Source organism: Streptomyces purpurascens (assembly GCF_045040895.1).
Taxonomy (GTDB): domain Bacteria; phylum Actinomycetota; class Actinomycetes; order Streptomycetales; family Streptomycetaceae; genus Streptomyces; species Streptomyces purpurascens.
The window spans coordinates 123,530-140,770 of record NZ_CP108341.1; the positions used below are offsets into that span (position 1 = coordinate 123,530).

7 protein-coding genes are annotated in these 17,241 nt (G+C 71.4%); all 7 read right to left on the reverse strand.

Going from position 1 to position 17,241, the window contains the following annotated elements; all coding sequences use genetic code 11:
* Positions 1–1,848, reverse strand: a complete 1,848-nt coding sequence (locus OHU35_RS00640; protein ID WP_405504143.1) for an HSP90 family protein — start codon at positions 1,846–1,848, stop codon at positions 1–3.
* Between the two features lie 65 nt (positions 1,849–1,913).
* On the reverse strand, positions 1,914–2,900 hold the full coding sequence (locus tag OHU35_RS00645) for a hypothetical protein (protein ID WP_359896221.1): 987 nt from the start codon (positions 2,898–2,900) through the stop codon (positions 1,914–1,916).
* Between the two features lie 178 nt (positions 2,901–3,078).
* A complete protein-coding gene (locus OHU35_RS00650) occupies positions 3,079–3,747 on the reverse strand; it encodes a hypothetical protein (RefSeq protein WP_405504144.1) in 669 nt (222 codons plus the stop codon).
* Positions 3,748–3,992: 245 nt separating this feature from the next.
* Positions 3,993–5,198: a glycoside hydrolase family 64 protein gene (locus OHU35_RS00655; protein ID WP_189729687.1), complete on the reverse strand. Its 1,206-nt coding sequence runs from the start codon at positions 5,196–5,198 to the stop codon at positions 3,993–3,995.
* A 196-nt stretch (positions 5,199–5,394) separates the two neighbouring features.
* Entirely contained in the window at positions 5,395–12,651 is a 7,257-nt protein-coding gene (locus tag OHU35_RS00660; RefSeq protein ID WP_405504146.1) for a MupA/Atu3671 family FMN-dependent luciferase-like monooxygenase, read from the reverse strand.
* On the reverse strand, positions 12,648–15,959 hold the full coding sequence (locus OHU35_RS00665) for a type I polyketide synthase (RefSeq protein ID WP_405504148.1): 3,312 nt from the start codon (positions 15,957–15,959) through the stop codon (positions 12,648–12,650). The genes OHU35_RS00660 and OHU35_RS00665 overlap by 4 nt, the downstream gene beginning before the upstream one ends.
* Complete coding sequence (locus OHU35_RS00670; protein WP_405504150.1) at positions 15,959–17,221, reverse strand: MFS transporter; 1,263 nt, start codon at positions 17,219–17,221, stop codon at positions 15,959–15,961. Before OHU35_RS00670 ends, OHU35_RS00665 begins: the two co-directional genes overlap by 1 nt.
* Between the last annotated feature and the right edge of the window lie 20 nt (positions 17,222–17,241).

Sequence of the window (17,241 nt, forward strand, 5' to 3'; positions counted from 1 at the left end):
TCAGCTGTCCTTGCGGAGGGCGTGGGCGAGGAGGTCGAGGAAGGAGCGGTTGATGAGGCTCGATTCGGCGGGCCTGAGCGGGCGCCGGGACAGCATCGCGGCCTGCCCGTAGAGGGCTTCGGCGCTGGTGCGGGCCAGCTCGGGTTCGTCGATGGTGACGGCGGTGCGGACCAGCGGGTTGAGCTGGTTGAGGATCAGCTGGGCCCGCGGGGCCTCCTGGCGCAGGGCGCCGAGGATGTCGCCCCACAGGCCGCCCTCCTGCTCGCGGGCGAGCTGGGAGCGGGTGCGTTCGTGCCGTGCCTCGCGGCTGTCGACGAGGAGGGCGGGTGCGGAGGCGGGCTGGAAGGTGCGCAGCGCCACGTCGCAGTCGAAGACGGCGAGGGCGTCGCGGGCCTGGGCGAGGTAGGCCGCGGCGGCCAGCTCCGTCTCCCGGTCGACGGGGTCGAGGTGGGCGGTGAGGGTCGCCGGGTCGAGGTCGGCGACGGCGGCCTCGGGCCTGATCTCGGGGAGCCGGTGGACCAGTTCGCGGTCGTAGGTGTAGCCACCGTTGACGACGCCGAGGCCGGCGGCCGAGGCGATCGCGGCGACCTGCCGGAACTCCTCCACGCTCGATGTCACGAGCACGGTGCGGTGGGTGCGGGCGAACTCGTCGAGGGTGGTGTGCCCGTCCGTGGTCTCGAACGGCAGCCAGGGCAGCAGCATCCGCAGGATCTCGTCGTCGTGCACGGCGAGCGACTTCACGGCCAGGTGGTGGGCCTGGAGGAAGCGGTGGAGCAGGTCCGGGTCGCTGGCGGCGGCCCGGGCGATCCAGGCGCGAAGCCGCTCGGCGAGGGCGTCGCGGACGGCGGCGAGGGTGTCGTCCTCGTACAGGGACTCGCGGGACGCGGTCGGGCGCAGGCTCTCGGCGTCGACGACGCAGCGGACGAAGAAGGCCCACTCGGGCAGGATCTCCTCGGCCTGTTCGGACAGCAGCATGCCCTTGACGTGCACGCGGTGGCCGTGGCGGCGTCCGGCCGGCACCGTCTCGGGCAGCACGCAGGCGATGCCCTTCAGACCTACGGCCGGCAGGTCCAGTTCGATGGTGTCCAGCGGGGTGAAGCCGAAGACCTCTTCGCCGTACGCGGCCAGTGCGCGGGAACGGGCGCCGGGGGTGGGGTACGTACGGGACCAGGGGGCGGGCTCGGGATTGACGGAGGCGCCCTCGCCGCCTGTGCCGTCGTCGAAGGTCACCGGGTGGCGCAGCAGGGAGCCGAAGTGCCGTGCCAGCGCGTGCACTTGCGCCGGGCGGGTCCACTCGGCCGCGTCGGCGCGCGGTGTCAGGGTGACGGTGGTGCCGGGGCGGGGGCGGGCGGAGGCGGGCAGGGTGCGGACGGTGTAGCTGCCGTCGCCGCGGCCGCGCCATTCCACGGCGGGTGCGTCGGGGGTGCGGGCGGAGCGGCTGAGGACGTGGATCTCGTCCGCGACCAGGAAGCAGGAGAGCAGGCCGATGCCGAACTGGCCGATGAAGTCGGCGCGTTGCTCGGCTATGCGCTCCGCGCGCTTGCTGCTGCGGCCGATGGTGGCGAGGAAGGTGTGCACGTCGGCTTCGGTGAGACCGACGCCGTCGTCCTCGACGCGTACCACCGAGCCGTCGGCGTACAGGCGGATGCCGAAGACGTCGGCGGGTGCGGGGGGTTCGAGGGCGTGCCGGGCGGTGAGGGCGTCCACCGCGTTCTGCATCAGTTCGCGCAGGTAGACGCGGGGGCTGGAGTAGAGGTGGTGGGAGAGGAGGTCGACGAGGCCGCGCAGATCCACCTGGAAGGTGCGGTCGGCGCCGGCCGGGTTCGCGGCGGTGTCGGGCAGAGTCATCGGCAGTCCGGAGTGAAAAGAGCGAGCGACGGGTTACGGGCGGGAGGGGCCGGGACGGCGTGCGCTCAGGCGCGGCGCTGGTGGCGGGCGAACTGCTTCTCGGGGTCCGCGAAGTAGGTCCAGGGCCACTTGGTGTAGGCGCCGTCCAGCGTCTGGAAGACGCGCCGGACCGTGTGGCGCTCACCGGCCAGCGAGAGGGCCATGGCGAACATGTTGAAGTCGTGCTGCCAGCCCGGGCGCCACACGTAGGCGGGGTGGAGGATGCTGTGGTCGGCCGCTTCCCGCAACTGCGCCTGGATCTCGGAGGTTTCGAGGTAGTCGCCGCGCTCCGACTCGACCCACTCCTCGATGTACGCCATGGCGATCACGCAGCCGAGGCGGTGACCCTCCGGGGCTCGGGAGGCGGCTTCCTGGGCGAACGCCAGGGCCTGCCCCGGCTTGCCGCCCCAGCGGGGCTGCAGCTGCGACAGCCGCTCGACGTGGGTCTCCAGGTCCAGCGGGTCGCGACGCAGGGCGGCTTCGAGCCGGGTCTCGTTGACGGCGGGGCCCAGCGACATGCCACGGCCGGAGGTGAGCAGGCGGCGCCACGGGGTGACCCAGTCCGGCCGCAACTCGGCGGCCTCGAGCAGCTGCTCCTCGGCGATCTCGAGCCGCTCGTGGAAGACCCGCCACTGCTCCTGTGTGACGTTCACGGCGCGCTCGGCTGTGCGTGCTTCCCAGCCCCAGCTGATGTGGCGGGTCCCGGATATCAGGAGGGCCGTCGCCCGGTGTTCCTTGTCCTCCTCGACGGCCCGGCCGATCCAGTCCTGCACCCCGTCCAGGTCGGCCAGTTCGCCGAGGACCAGGTGATCGCGGCCGAGGTCGAAGGGGGCCAGCGCCGCCTTGACCGCCTCCCAGTCACCGGCGTCGGCCGCCTCCACCAGTGCGAGCACGCGCGCGTCCCCGAGCGCGCGCAGCGTGTACATGCCGTTCTTCTGCCTGCGCGGGACGGGAAGGGCGTGCGGATCGGCCGCCGGTCTCTCCGCACCCCTCCCGAACAGCTTGCCGAACATGCCGCGCCCTCCCCTGGTCCCGCGTGATCGTCCGGAGCAGCATAGACCGCCCCACTGACACCGCTTCCACAGGGTTTTCACCGGTACTTCACGGGACCGGTGCACCGTACGGCGGGCCTATCGCGTCACGAGCCCCCGAGCGACGCCACGAGGAAGTCGTCGGCCCCACCGAACACGCTCATGACCTGGTGAAGACCTTGTCCTGGGTGTCGCCGGTGGAGCACAGCTTCTTCTCTTCGGCCGTCATCTTGCGGGACTTGACCACGACCGCGCTGTGTTTGCCGTCCGTGCCGTTCGGGGCCGGGCCGGTGATCACGTCGGGGACGAACCAGTAGTAGTGGTCCCACTTGGGGTCGTCGTAGTGGGTCTGCCAGGTGCCGGATATCCGCTGCATCACCTGGGCGCGGGAGATCCAGCCCACTTCTCCCGGCTTCACGTTCACGGTGAAGGAACTCGTCTCCGTGCGCGAGCTCTGCCATGTGTAGTTGTACGTCGCTGTGACACTGGCCGTGATGATGCCTTCGATGCCTCCGCCGACGGTGACCGAGCCTCCCACCGAGTGGGAGGAGCCGACGGTGTCGGCCCAGGACATCGACTGGGAGGCGGGCGAGTCGGTGCAGTTGAAGAGCAGTTCGGATACCTGACGCGGCTCACCGAGGTACGCCTGGCCGAGCTGCGGGGAGTTGAAGGAGCACTTGCCCTCTCCGGAAGCGCAGTCGGCCATGATCTGCTCCTCGGTGGGCTGTTCCTCGGCCGCGGCGGGCACGGCTGTCGCGATCACCCCGAGGGCCGTCGCCGTCAACGCCAGCGTGCGTCCGCCGTATCGCAGGGTGTGATTCATCGTCATTTCGTTGGTGCCTCTCACCATCGCATGGGGGACAGTGACCACACCCTCCTGATACGGGAGGGCCTGAAGTCACCGCGTGGTGCCAATGAGGCTCACGTAAACGGCAGTTCATCTACACCAAGGAACAGTAAAGTTGTAATTGATTTCCAGAAATAGTGAACAGTCAACTTCGCTGTTGATGCGGCCACCTGCACCGCGAGTAGATCGCGGTGCAGGTGGCCGTGGAGCCATGACGGACCATCAGGTCAATTGAACGGGTCGAGGGTGAGATAGGCCTGGCGTGGGCTGCCGTCGTGTACGAGTGACTCGTGGTGTCCCACGTCGTCGAAGGCGAATGCGTAGGCCTTGCCATCGACCGTCTGCGCGTGGATCTTGCGGGCGTAGTGGTTGGTGACGTTGTCCTTGTAGAAGGCGTCGGCGCCGGAGTCCGGCTGGTTGGGGTTGACCAGCAGCGTGGAGCGGTTGAAGCCGGCGCACAGGGTGCGTGAGATCGGGCCGCGGATCAGGTCGTTCGGCGCGTCCAGCTTCCTGTGGCAGCCGAAGATCGAAGCGGCGTCCGGCTTTTCGAAGCGGGTGACGGTGGCGCCGGCGCCGTTGGTGAAGTTCATGACTCCGCCGGAGACCCGCCCGTAGTACTTGGTGCCGGGCTGGTCGGCGAACGGCGTGACCGTCAGGGTCGAGGTGGAGTACTTCTGCCAGACGCGGTTGATGTAGTCGTCCATGACGGTGGTCGGCAGTGCGCCGGTCTCCAGTCCGTACAGCGGCGACAGGGCGCGCAGCACGGTGCCGTCGGAGCGGGTCTGGATCAGGTTGGCCCAGCCTCCGGGCTGTCCCCTGAGGGCGTTGAAGAAGCCGTTGTATCCGCCGGGCTTGAGCCGGCCGGTGCTCGCGGTGCTTCCGTCGGCTCGCTGCACTCCCACCGCGTAGGGCGCGGAGAACATGTCGACCTGTGTGCTGTTGATCCACAGGCCCGAGTCGTTGAGCGTGTACTCCGACCAGTTGAACAGGATGTTCCGGTTGGGGTCGGCAGGGTTCTGCACGGCGGGCTGGACCAGGCCGCCGGTGGTCAGCTTGAACACCAGTTTCTGGCCGTAGGAGAAGTACACGCGGCCGGAGAACTTCGGCATGCGGATCGTCGTCGACTGGCCCGCGGCCGGGCCCGGGATCGATGCGTCGGGGGCGGGAGTCGGCGGGTTTCCGCCCCCCGGCCAGGGGTGGAAGGTGCCGCTCGCGTCGGCCCAGCCCTGCCGTCCGGTCGACAGTTCCGTGCCGAGGTTGTAGATGTACACCTGCTCGCCACGGGCCGAGTTGTTGGTGATCTTCAGGGGGATCGTCGCCGGGACGGCGGCACGGGCCGGGGCGGCGACGCCGGTTGCGAGCAATGAGCCGCTCAGGACCGTCGCGAGGGACAGTCCGACGGCCGTGGCCCGGCGCCTTAGGGTCCGTAACATGCTCTTTCTCCGTTCGACAGGGGCCGATGCGGGAAGGTTTGAGAGCGCTCTCAGAGCGTGGCGTGTTGGTACGGACCTGTCAATGAGTCTGGACGCGGGGTCTGGTTCCCGCGCGTGGTCGGCGGGCTTGTCCGTGACGCCGCCCGCGAGGTGCGCCGGATCGGGGCGCACCTCGGGGCGGTCACACGGACCGGGGTCAGGCTCCGAGCACCCTGCCGGTCTCGTCGCGCAGGAGGGCGACGTAGTCACGGGTCCAGCCCTCGATCGTGGTGCGGTCCCAGAGGTCGGCCGAGTACTCGACGAAGCCCTGGAGCTGGTCCCCGGCCGGGACGAGGCCGAAGGTGAGTTCCGTGCGGGACGCGGCGGGGGCGAGGTCCTCGATGGCCGTGGTCAGGCCGGGCAGCTCGATCTCGGCGTCCAGGGAGCTCTGGTACGCGAAGCCGACGTCCAGCCGGTCCGGCACGGCCACGCCCGTGCGCTCCCGCAGCGCGGGGGCGATCAGGCGTACCGGCATGGCCCGGTCCATGCACTCCACCGCCGTGCGGGCGATACGGTCCGTGAGGCCGGCGAAGGAACCGGCGGCTCCGTCGCGCACGGGCAGCGCGAAGCCGGTGATCGTGCAGGCCAGCAGGGATTCGAACGCGCGGCGTTCACGGTTGGCGTAGGAGATGTTGAACACGACGTCGGTCTGCCCCGACTTCCGCGCGAGCAGCCGGCCCAGGGCCGCCGCCGTGACCACGAAGGGCGTCGTGCCCCGCTGTCGTGCCAGGCGTTCGACGGAGGCCCGCACCTCGGCCGGCACGGTGAACATCACGGCACCGCCCCGGCCGCTCGCCTTCTCGGGCCGCGGGCGGTCCAGGGGCAGGTCGACGTTGAACGGCACTCCGTCGAGTTCGCGCAGCCAGAACCGCAGCTTGCGTTCGTCGGCGGCCTTGTCCGCCTGGCCCTGCTGCCAGTGGGCGTACTCCACGGGCTGGCACCGCACGGGAGGCAGGGTATGGGGTTCGCCCCGCACGGCGGCGCCGTAGAGCGCGGCCAGTTCCTTCAGCAGCAGGCTGACGGACCAGCCGTCGCAGGCGGAGTGGTGCAGGACGAGGAGCAGGACCCAGGTGCTCCCGCCGGTGCGCAGGAGGCGCACGGCCATCGGCGCGTCGTGGGCGGGGTCGATCGGTGTTTCGGTGGCCTCCGTGGCGGCCTTGTCCAGGGCTGTCTGCCGTTCCCCGGCGGGCCGTGCGGTGAGGTCCTCGATCGGCAGCTCCACCGCACCGGGCCGGAGCACCTGCTGCTCCCAGCCGTCCCCGCTGGGGACCAGACGGGTCCGTAGTCCCTCGTGCCGCTCGACGAGGCCGGTCAGGGCCGTGCGCAGGGCCGCCACGTCCAGGTCTCCGGAGAGGGTGATCCGCAGGGCGACGTTGAAGACCTGGGGCAGGAGGTGTTCGGCGTGCACCGCGGCGAAACGGGACTGCTGAGCGGTGGCGGGTGCCCGGCGTTCCACCGAGCCGGGTCCTTCGTCCGACTCGGCTCCCGGGCCCGACGGCATCTCGCCCCCTGCCGGGGTCAGTTGGGCCGTCATGGCCCGCAGTGTCGGCTCCTGGTAGAAGCTCAGCATCGGGTACTCGGTGCCGAACTCCTCCCGGACCTGGTTGACCAGCCGCATCGCGGTGATCGAGTGGCCGCCCAGGTCGAAGAACGAGGCGTCGGCCGCGATGCCGTCAGCGTCGATGCCGAACTCGTCCGCCCACAGCTGCCGTACGCGCCGCTCGACGTCCGTGCGGTGACCGGCCTCGGGGGCATCGCCGACGGTGATGCCCGGCCTGGGGGCCGGGGCCGTGGTGACGAGGTCGGGCGTCGGCAGCGCGGATCGGTCCAGCTTGCCGTTGCCCGTCATGGGAAGGGCCGGCAGGACCCGCCAGGCACGCGGGACCAGGTACTCCGGCAGCCGGGCCGCCAGTTCCTCGGCCACGAGGTCGGCGAACGCCTGCCGGTCGTCGGCTTCCGTGCCGATCGGGTCGGCGGGGACGGCGTAGGCCGCGAGGTAGGCCTCGCCTCGGTCGTTGCGGCGGGCCAGCACGGCCGCCTCGCGCACCCCGTCCAGGGCGTTGAGCACGCGGGAGACCTCTTCCGGCTCGACCCGGAAGCCCCGGATCTTCACCTGGTCGTCGGCCCTGCCGCAGAACTCCAGCGTCCCGTCACCCCTCCAGCGGACCAGGTCGCCGGTGCGGTACCGGCGGGCGCCCGGGCCGCCGTGCGGATCCGGCAGGAAGCGCTCCGCCGTGAGTTCGGGGCGGTGCAGATAGCCGAGGGCCACGCCGGGGCCGCCGACGTACAACTCCCCCACCGTGCCGACGGGCACCGGCATGCCGGACGCGTCGAGCACGCTCAGCGTCACGTTGTCGACCGGGCGCCCGAGCGCGATCGCGGCGGCGGGGTCCTCGCCCCGCGGGGGCACGGTGTGCGTGGTGCACAGCACAGTGACCTCGGTGGGCCCGTACACGTTCACCGTCTCGTACGGCGCCTCGGGCCGCGGCCGGGTGCGCAGCACGTCGCCGCCGAGCAGCAGGTGACGCAGCGGCGGCTGGTCGGCCGGGGGCAGGCGAAGCACTTGCTCGCCGAGGGCGGTGGGCAGGATCGAGAAGGTGATGCCCTGCTCGGCGTACCACCGGGCCAGGGACCGCGGATCCCTGCGCAGTTCCTCGTCGGCGATGACGACCGACGCTCCCGCGGTCAGCGCCGGCCAGATCTCCAGGAGCGAGGCGTCGAAGCTCTGGCTGCACACGACCGCGCTGCGATCGGCCCGGGTGAGGGCGAAGCGCCGGTGCTGCCATTCGCACAGGTCGACGACGCCGCGGTGTGCCACCTCGACGCCCTTGGGCGTGCCGGTGCTGCCCGAGGTGTAGAGGACGCAGCACGGGGACCGGTCGTCGGGGGTGGACGCGACGTCTTGCCTGCGCGGTGCGGTCGCGTCCGGCGAAACGACGGTCACATGCCCGGGCAGCTTCAGGGCTGCCGCCTCTTCGCGCGTCGACACCAGCGTCCGGGCCCCGCACTCGGCGATGACCTGCTCGGCGCGCGCCCGGCCGAGGGAGGGGTCGAGCGGGACGTAGGCGCGGCCCGTCTTCAGCACGGCGAGCATGGCGACGACGAGGTCGGCGGAGCGCGGCAGCCACAGGGCCACCGTCCCCGCCTCGTCGCCGCCCGTCGTGTGCCGCGCGTGCAGGGCGGAGGCCAGTTGCTCGGCCCGGTCGTCCAGTTCGCGGTAGGTCAGTCGGGAGGTTCCGCTGAGCACCGCCGTGCTGTTCGGCTGCGCGGCCGCCTGCCGGGCGAAGAGGGCGTGGACGGTGGTGTCCGCCGACGGGCGGGAAGGGCCGTGCTGCCAGGACCGCGGCACGCGGTCGCCCTCGGCCGCAGTGCCGACGGCAGGGGCGGCGAGCCGTGACAGGGGTGCCTCGGGGGTCTCGACCGCTGCCGTGAGCAGGTCCTGGAAGGTGGCGAAGAACCGGTCGACGGTGTGCTGGTCGAACAGGTCGGTGTTGTACTCCAGATGGCAGCGGATGCCGTGCGGCTGGTCGGTGAAGTAGACGGTGAGGTCCGTGAGGGACTTGTCCGGGCCGGCGTCCAGGGGGGTGGCCTCGATGCCGGGCAGGTCGAAGCGGAACGGTTCGGCTCGCTGGAACTCGGCGAAGGCCTGGAACACCGGGGTCCGGTCGACCGCCCTGGTCGGGGCGAGCTCGCGCACCACCGTCTCGAAGGGCACCCGCGCGTGGTCGTATGCGTCGAGGGCGACCGTGCGCACGCGCTCCAGCAGCGCGGAGAACGCGGGGTCTCCGGACAGGTCGAGGCGCAGCGCGAGGGTGTTCACGAAGAAGCCGAGCAGATCCTCGGCCCGCTCGGGACGGTCCGAGATCGGGGTGCCGACGACGATGTCCGTCTGTCCGGTGATCCGGTGCAGCATCGTCGCGTATCCGGCGAGCAGGGTCATGAACAGGGTGCTGCGACGCGTGCGGCTCAACTCGCGCAGGCGACGGGAGAGTTCCGGGTCGAGGGTGTGGAAGACCGCCCGGCCGTGGGAGGTCATCGTCGAGGGGCGCGGCCGGTCGGTCGGCAGCGCCAGGACGGGCAGCTCACCGCCGAGGGTGCGGCGCCAGTAGGCCAGGTCCTCCTCGGCCTCGGGGCTGTTGGCGGACGCCGCCAGTTCCCGGGCGTGGTCGGCGTAGCTCCAGGTGAGGGCGGGGAGGTCGGGGGTGGTGGAGTCGCGTTCGGCCCGGTAGAGGGCGGACAGGTCGCGGGCGAGGACGGTGGCGGAGGCCGCGTCGACCACGATGTGGTGCAGGGACAACACGAGGACGTGCTCCGCCTCGGCGAGCCTGACCAGCCGGGTGACGAACAGCGGGCCGTCCGCCAGGTCGAAGCGGCGTGCGCTCTCGGCCGCGAGGACGTCCTGGAGCGCGCCGTCCACGATCTCGAAGTCGGGCTCAGCGGACGCCCGCACGACCTGCCGGGGCTCCCCTCCGGCTTCGAGGAAGACGGTACGCAGCCCCTCGTGACGGGCGACGAGTCCGCGCAGTGCCGCGTGCAATGCGGGTACGTCGAGTGGGCCGTCGAGGCGGATGGCCTTGACCTCGTTGTAGGCGGTACGTCCCGGAAGGAGCCGCTCCAGGAACCAGATCCGTTCCTGGCCGGGCGACAACGGCGCGTCACAGGGAACGGAGGGAGCCGGTTCCCGGTAGCGGCGCCGCAGGGCGTCCAGGCGGGGCAGACCCCCGCGCAGCGCGTCCTCCGCGACGCCGAAGTCGACGAGGGCGACGATCTCGTCGGCGCCGGCCGCGGTCACCGCGTCCACCACCGGCCGCACGCTGTCCACCGTGCCGATCAGGGCGCGCTGGTCGCAGTAGCGGCCGTAGGCGCGGCGGAACACGGTATCCAGGTCGTCCTCGCTCAGGTCGGCCAGGTCGATGCTGTGCCCGAGGCTGTTGGTGACGCCGCTGAACACGGACAGGGACGCGCGCATATAGCGGGACAGCGGTTCGTACGCCTCGGTCCGCGCGGTGTCGTGGTCCTCCGCGAGGTAGGTGTGCAGCAGGACGGCCACGCGCCCGGCGTCCGGGTCCAGGCCGTGTGCGGCCCGGGTGCGCCGGTAGAGGGCGATGTTGTCCCGGAGCTGTTCGACGGTCTGGGTCATCAGGTTGGTGACGATGCCCAGGTCGTGGCGGGCGGCGAGTTCGTACGAGGCGGGGTTGCCGACCACCGCGGTGTACAGGGGCGGGGCGTCCTGCACCGGCCGGGGGAAGAGCCGCACCTCGGCCTCGCCGTCCCCGCTGGTACGGCGCACGGTGTCGCCGCGCCAGAACTTCCTTACCTCTCCCAGCTGTTCGTACATCAGCTCCTTGTGCCGGCCGAAGCGGTCGGGGAAGAAGACGAAGTCGTTGGCGCTCCAGCCGCTGGCGACACCGATGCCGACGCGGCCTCCGGAGAGGTTGTCGACCATCGACCACTCCTCGGCGACCCGGATGGGGTCGTGGAGGGGCAGGACGACGGAGCCCGCGTTGAGCCGGATGCGTTCGGTCTCGCGGGACAGCGCCGCGGCGAGCACCGCCGGGTTGGGGAAGAGACCGCCGAAGGAGTGGAAGTGCCGTTCGGGCATCCACAGCGAGTGAAAGCCCTGCCGGTCGGCGAACCGGGCGACGTCCATGAGGAGTTCGTACTGGCCCTGGCGGGGTGCCGAGGTGTCCTGTGGGTAGTCGCCGAAGAAGTAGACGCTGAAGTCGGGCGTGCGCGGGACGACTTCCTTCGCGGGTGGCGTGCGAGGCGCGGCGACTGCCGCGGTGTTCCAGGCCATGGAGGCCACGGGGGCGGCTGTCGGTGCGGGAGTGGCCGGTGCCGGTTCCGGCGGTGCTGTCTTCGGCGGTGCTGTGTTCGGCGCCACGGGCCGCGTCCCCGGGAAGAAGCCCGCCGATCGCAGTTCGCGCAAGGATTCCCGTACGGCGTCGGCGATGAACTCGATGTCGCCGTCCGAGTGGGCGGTGGACAGGAAGAAGTTGCGCCACTCCCAGACATGCACGCCGCGCAGCATCAGGTGGTGGTAGAGCAGTTCCATGTCGGCGCGGTGCTCGAAGCGGAACTGGGAGCCGAAGTGGCTCATCCGCAGCGGGTATTCCTCGGCCTCGAAGAAACCGTTCAGCGTCGCGGCCAGGTCGGCGGTCCGCGCGTTGAGGCGCTCCTGGAGGTGCGGGCTGTGCTCCTTGAGGTGGGTCAGTACGGCGCGGGCGGCGACCATCGACACCGGGTGCTGGATGTACGTACCGCCGAAGAAGGTGGTGTCGGCGGGCGGGTAACTGTCGTCACCGTAGGACCAGTGGCCGCCGTCGACGCCGTCCATGATGTCGGCGCGGCCCGCGATGGCGCCGATGGGGAAGCCGCCGCCCAGGAGCTTTCCGTATGTGGCGAGGTCCGGGGTCACGCCGTACAGCTCCTGCGCGCCGCGTGGGGCGGGGCGGAAGCCGGTCAGCATCTCGTCGAAGAGGAGCACGATGCCGTGGCGGCGGGTCAGCTCCCGCAGCCTGCGCACGAACTCGACCGGCTGGAGTTCGGGGTGCCTGCTCTGCACCGGCTCCACGACGACCGCGGCGATGTCGCCGGCGTTCCGGGCGATCGTCTCCAGGGCCGCGTCGCTGCCGTAGTCGAGGACCAGCAGATCGGAGACGGCGGCCTGCGGGATGCCCCGGGAGACGGGCACGGTGATCTGGTCGGCGCCGCTGTTCGAGGAGCGGCCCAGGACGTTGTCGGCGTGGCCGTGGTACGCGCCCAGGAACGAGACGATCTTGTCGCGGCCGGTGGCGGCTCGGGCGAGGCGAATGGCCGCCGAGTTCGCCTCCGTACCGGAGTTCGCGAAGGCCACCCGCTCCAGCCCGGTGAGGTCGGCGAGGAGTTCCGCGGCCTCGCCGGTCTCGATGGTGCGGGGGCCGAGCTGGATGCCCCGGGACAGGTGCTCGCGCACGGCCTCGGTGACGAAGTCGGGCTCGTGGCCGAAGAGCAGGACGCCGAAGCCCATGGTGATGTCGACGTACTCGTTGCCGTCGACGTCCTCGAGCCGTGCCCCGCTCGCCCGGCGGCCGGCGATGGGGTACAGCATCTCCTTCGTGCCGCTGCGGAAGCCGACGACGGCGCGGCTGTCGGCCAGGACACGGCGGTAGCGCTGGGCGATCCGCTTGGAGGTCGGCGTTCTGGCGGTGTAGCGGCGTACGAGGTCGGTCAGGTGCTCCTGCTGGGTGTGCGGCGAGACGTCCTGGACCATGCCGGAGGACTTCGCGACCGTCACACGGGGGCCGTGGACCCGCGGCGGCCGCGGGGCCGGAGCGGCGGTCGCGCCCATCTGCTCGGCGATGCGCTGTGACAGTTCGGTCATCGCCGCCAGGTCCTGGTCCAGCGCCGCGGAGATGCCTTTCAGCCCGGTCACTTGGCCACCTTGCCGTTGAGCCGCTCCGTCACCGAGGCGGTCTGGAGGGCGAGCAGCTGGGAGAGCTGGGACATCATCTGCAGCTGTATCTGCGACATCTGCTGGATCTTGTGGGCGAGGTCCTCCAGCTCCTCGCGGGTCGCGTACTCGGGAGCGGAGGCCGTGCCGGCGGGGGCGGGGGCGGGATCCGGAGTCGGTGCGAGTGCGACGGGCTCTGGAGCCGGTACCGGTGCGACGGGATCCGGAGTGGGTGCCGGTGCCGGGGCCACAGGCTGTGCCGGCTCGGCCCTCTGGACCGGGGCTTCGGTCGGCGCTGTCCCGGTCGCGTCCGGCATGTGGGCGACGATGAACTCCGCCAGCCGACGCGGCGTGCCCGTCTCCTCGAGCAGCTGTCTCATCGTCACCTTGACGTGGTGCGCCTGCTCCAGCTCCCGCAGCACACTGATCATCTGCAGTGAGTCGGCGCCGAGGTCGAAGAAGTTCGCGTCGCCGACGATCGCCGACGGATCCCCGCCGAGGTGCCGGGCGGTCGCCTCGACGATGCTCTGGAGTACCCGTGCGACCGCTGCTTCTTGCTGCACCACTTCGGTTCCCTTTCTCGCTGCTGTTCTCGTACTCGGGGGCGTCGACCGGTGCCCCATCCAGTGGTCCTTGTGCTGGAATCGGTATCCGGGCAGCGGGACGCGTCTGCCACCGCTGCCCGCCAGGAGCGCGTCCCAGCCGACGTCCGCTCCCGCGCAGTGCAGTCCCGCCGCCGCACCCCAGAGGACGCCGAGTCCGGTGCCGCGCCGCAGGGACGGCAGCGCCGGTACGTCGGGCAGCGCCCGGCGGGCCAGACCGCTGAGGGTGGTGTGCGGCCCCATCTCGAGCAGGACGCCGGGCGACTCGGTGCCGATGCCGCGCAACGCCTCGTCGTAGCGGACGGGCTCGCGGGTATGGCGTAGGAGGTAGTCGGTGTCGGGGATCCAGCCGGGCGGGCGGGTCGCACCGTCCAGGGAGCTGACGAACGGGATGCGCACCGGCCGGAAGTCCACGTCGTCGAGGACCTTTTCGAACTCCGCCAGCATCGGTTCCATCAAGGCCGTGTGGAAGGCGCGGGTCACCGGCAGCCGCTGCCCCGGTGTGCCGCGTTCGTCCAGCAGTGCGCACACCCGGTCGACGGCGGCGACGGGCCCGGCGAGCACCTGGGCCCGGTCTCCGTTGGTCACGGCCGGCTCCAGTCCGGGAACCTCGTCGGCCAGGGCGAGGGCGGCGGCCCGGTCGATCGGCGCCGCCACCATCGCGCCCGGTGCGCAGCGCTGCCACATCAACCGGCCCCGTTCGGTGGTGATGCGCAGACCGTCCTCCAGGGACAGCGCCCCGGCCGCGTACAGCGCGGCGTACTCCCCGACGCTGTGCCCGGTCACGGTGTGCGGTTCGACGCCGGCGTCGCGCCACAGCCGGACGAGGGCGCACTGCAGGGCGAACAGCGCGGGCTGCGCGGTGTCCGTGCCCCCGAGCGGCCCCTCCCCCGGTACGTCCGCCGGGTCCGGTGTGCGCAGTGCGTCGAGCAGGGAGTCGCCGGTGAGGTCGCGGTGGTGCCGCTCGCAGGTGTCGAGCACTTCGCGGACCGCGGGGTAACGCGCGTAGAGGGCGTCGGCCATTCCGGGGTACTGGCTGCCCTGCCCGGTGAACTGGAACGCCACGCGCGGGGTGCCCTCCCCGGATGCCGTCCCCGTGGTGACCGCCGCTGGGGCGGTTCCGGCGAGCCAGGCGTCGAGGGCCTCGGCCAGGGCTGCCGGGGTAGAGCCGCGGACCGCGAGACGGTGACGGTTGTGTGCGCGGCCGAGGGCGGCGGTGGTGACGAGGTCCGCCAGGTGCGGTGCGGGCGGCCGGCGCAACCGGTCGCGGAAGGCGCGGGCGTTGTCCGCGAGGGCCTCCCGGCTGCTCCCCGAGACCAGCAGCACATCCGGCGGCGCGGTGTGCCCGGTCCTGGGCGCCGGCTCGGGGGCCTGCTCCAGGATCAGATGGACGTTGGTGCCGCCCACGCCGAGTGAGGTGAGGCCCGCGCGGCGGGGGATGTCGCTTTTCGGCCAGGGCCGGGCGGACCGGGGGACGTAGAAGGGGCTGTGGTCGAAGTCGATGAGGGGGTTGGGTTCGCTGAAGTTCGCCATCGGCGGGATGACACCGTGGCGCAGGACCAGCAGGGTCTTGACGAGGCCGGCCAGTCCGGAGGCGGCGTCGAGGTGGCCGATGTTGGCCTTGGTCGAGCCCAGGGCGCAGTAGCCGTCTAGGTCGGTGTCCTCGCGGTAGGCGCTTGCGGCGCCGTCGAACTCGATCGGGTCGCCCTTGAGCGTGCCGGTGCCGTGGGTCTCCAGGTAGCCGATGGTGTCGGCGCCGACGCCGGCGCGTCGCAGGGCCTGGCGGACGGCCGCGCGCTGGCCCTGGGCGCTCGGGGCGGTGAAGGCCTTCTTGTCCGCGCCGTCGTTGCTGATGCCCCAGCCGCGGACGACGCCGTGGACGGTGTCACCGTCGGCGACCGCACGCTCCAGCCGCTTCAGGACCACGGCCAGGACGCCCGTGCCTCCCACGGTGCCGTCGGCGCCGGCGTCGAAGGCGCGCAGGCGTCCGGACCGGGACAGGATCGAGCCCTTGACGTAGCGGTAGCCCAGGACCTGCGGCACGTGGACGGCGGTGGCGCCGACGAGCGCGATGTCGCAGTCCCCCATGAGCAGCGACTGCGCGGCCGACTGCACTCCGACCAGCGAACTGGAGCAGCCTGTCTGAACGTTGACGGCGGGTCCGGTCAGGCCCAGCCGGTAGGCGACCCGGGTGGCGGTGAAGTCGGCGTAGTTGCCGACCGTGATCTGCATGCCCGAGGTCCAGTCGGGCACCGGCCCGCTGGGCAGGACGTTGTTGAGCAGGTAGTTCTGCATGGTGTACAGGTGGTAGCCGGTGCTGGCGTAGACGCCGACGCGGGTGCCGTCCCGTTCGTCCGGGTAACCGGCGTTCTCCAGGGCGTGCTGGGCGCATTCCAGGAACATGCGGTGCTGCGGGTCGGTGAGCTGGGCCTCGCGGGGGCTCATCGCGAAGTGCTGGGCGTCGAAGCCTGCGATGTCGTCGAGGAGCCCGGAGGCGCCGACGAAGTCCTCCGCCTCGTACTCCTCGGCAGGCACACCGGCGGCGGCGAGTTCCTCGTCGGTGAAGCGGGTGATGCAGTCCGTGCCGTCCCGGATGATCCGCCAGAAGTCCTCGGGCGTGTCGGCGCCGGGCAGCCGGAAGGCCATGCCGATGACGGCCATCCGCGGGTCGGGGTCGCTGGTGCTCATCAGCCGCGTCCCTCCGTCACCGTCGGCTGGTCACGGCCGGCCGGTTCCTCAGCGGGCGGTGCGGGTGCTGTCCTGTCCCGGCGCAGCAGCCACCCGAGCAGGATCATGCACAGGACGATCGCGAGGCCGTGGAAGGCACCCACCACCTGCAGCGGCGAGAAGGCCTCCAGGAGCGCGCCGCTGACGAGCATGCCGAGCCCGAACCCGAAGTTCTCCACCGAGGCGGTGAGTCCGAAGAGACGGCCGCGCTGCTCGTCGGGGGCGGTCTGCAGCCTCGACACGTAGACGATCTCGGTGAATCCGTCGGCGGCTCCGGCGACGAGCGCGGCGATGACGGCGGGCACGGTCGGCAGCCCGCTGAAGACCACGATGAACCCGGCCGACATCACAACGGCGCCGAGTGCGAACGCCCGCTCCCCCGGGGTCCGTCCGGACTTCTTGGTGACCCGGCCGATCACCTGCTGGGCGACGATGTTGCCGATGGCCCAGGTGGCCCAGAACTGGCTGATGAACGTGGCCGGGTGGTCGGGGTCCAGGCTGCTGGAGTAGATGGGGAGGGCGACGTTGTGGGACGAGGAGCCCAGCCCGTCGACCGCCCGGATGGCGACCATCGCCATGAGGATGGGTGCGGTGCCCAGCAGCATCCGGGCCGTCCAGCGCGCGGCACCGGAGTCCTTCGCGGAGCCGGCGCCCGCGGCGTCGGGGGCCGACCTGGTACGGACGGGCAGCAGGAAGAGCATGGTCGCGGAGACCAGGAAGGTCGCGGCGTCCAGCGCGAACGCCGCGGAGTAGCCGAGTTGCGCCACGACCACGCCCGATGAGGCGAAGCCGGCGATCATGGCGAGCGAACGTCCGGTCACGAGCAGCCCGTTGGCCCGGACGCGGTGTTCCGCGCCGACGATCTCGGGGATGCTGCTGCGCAGGGCCACCTGGGAGAGCGTCGAGCAGCCGCCCGTGACCACGGCCAGGACGTACAGCAGTCCGGGACGGATCCCGTCCGGCGCGAGCAGCAGCGACAGCAGGGCCACGGCCTGGCACAGGTCGGCGCCGACCATCAGGCGCTTGCGGTCGTAGGCCGAGACGAGCCGGCCGCTCACCCAGCCCGACACGACACTGGTAGCCAGGCGTACGGCCATGAAGAGGCCGGCGGCCAGCGCGCTTCCGGTGGCGTCGTAGACGAAGACGTTCAGCGCCACCATGTTCAGGTAACTGCCGTACGCCGAGATGCCGTTGCCCAGAACGAGCAGACGGAAGTACCTCATGCACCTTCCTCAGGTCTGCA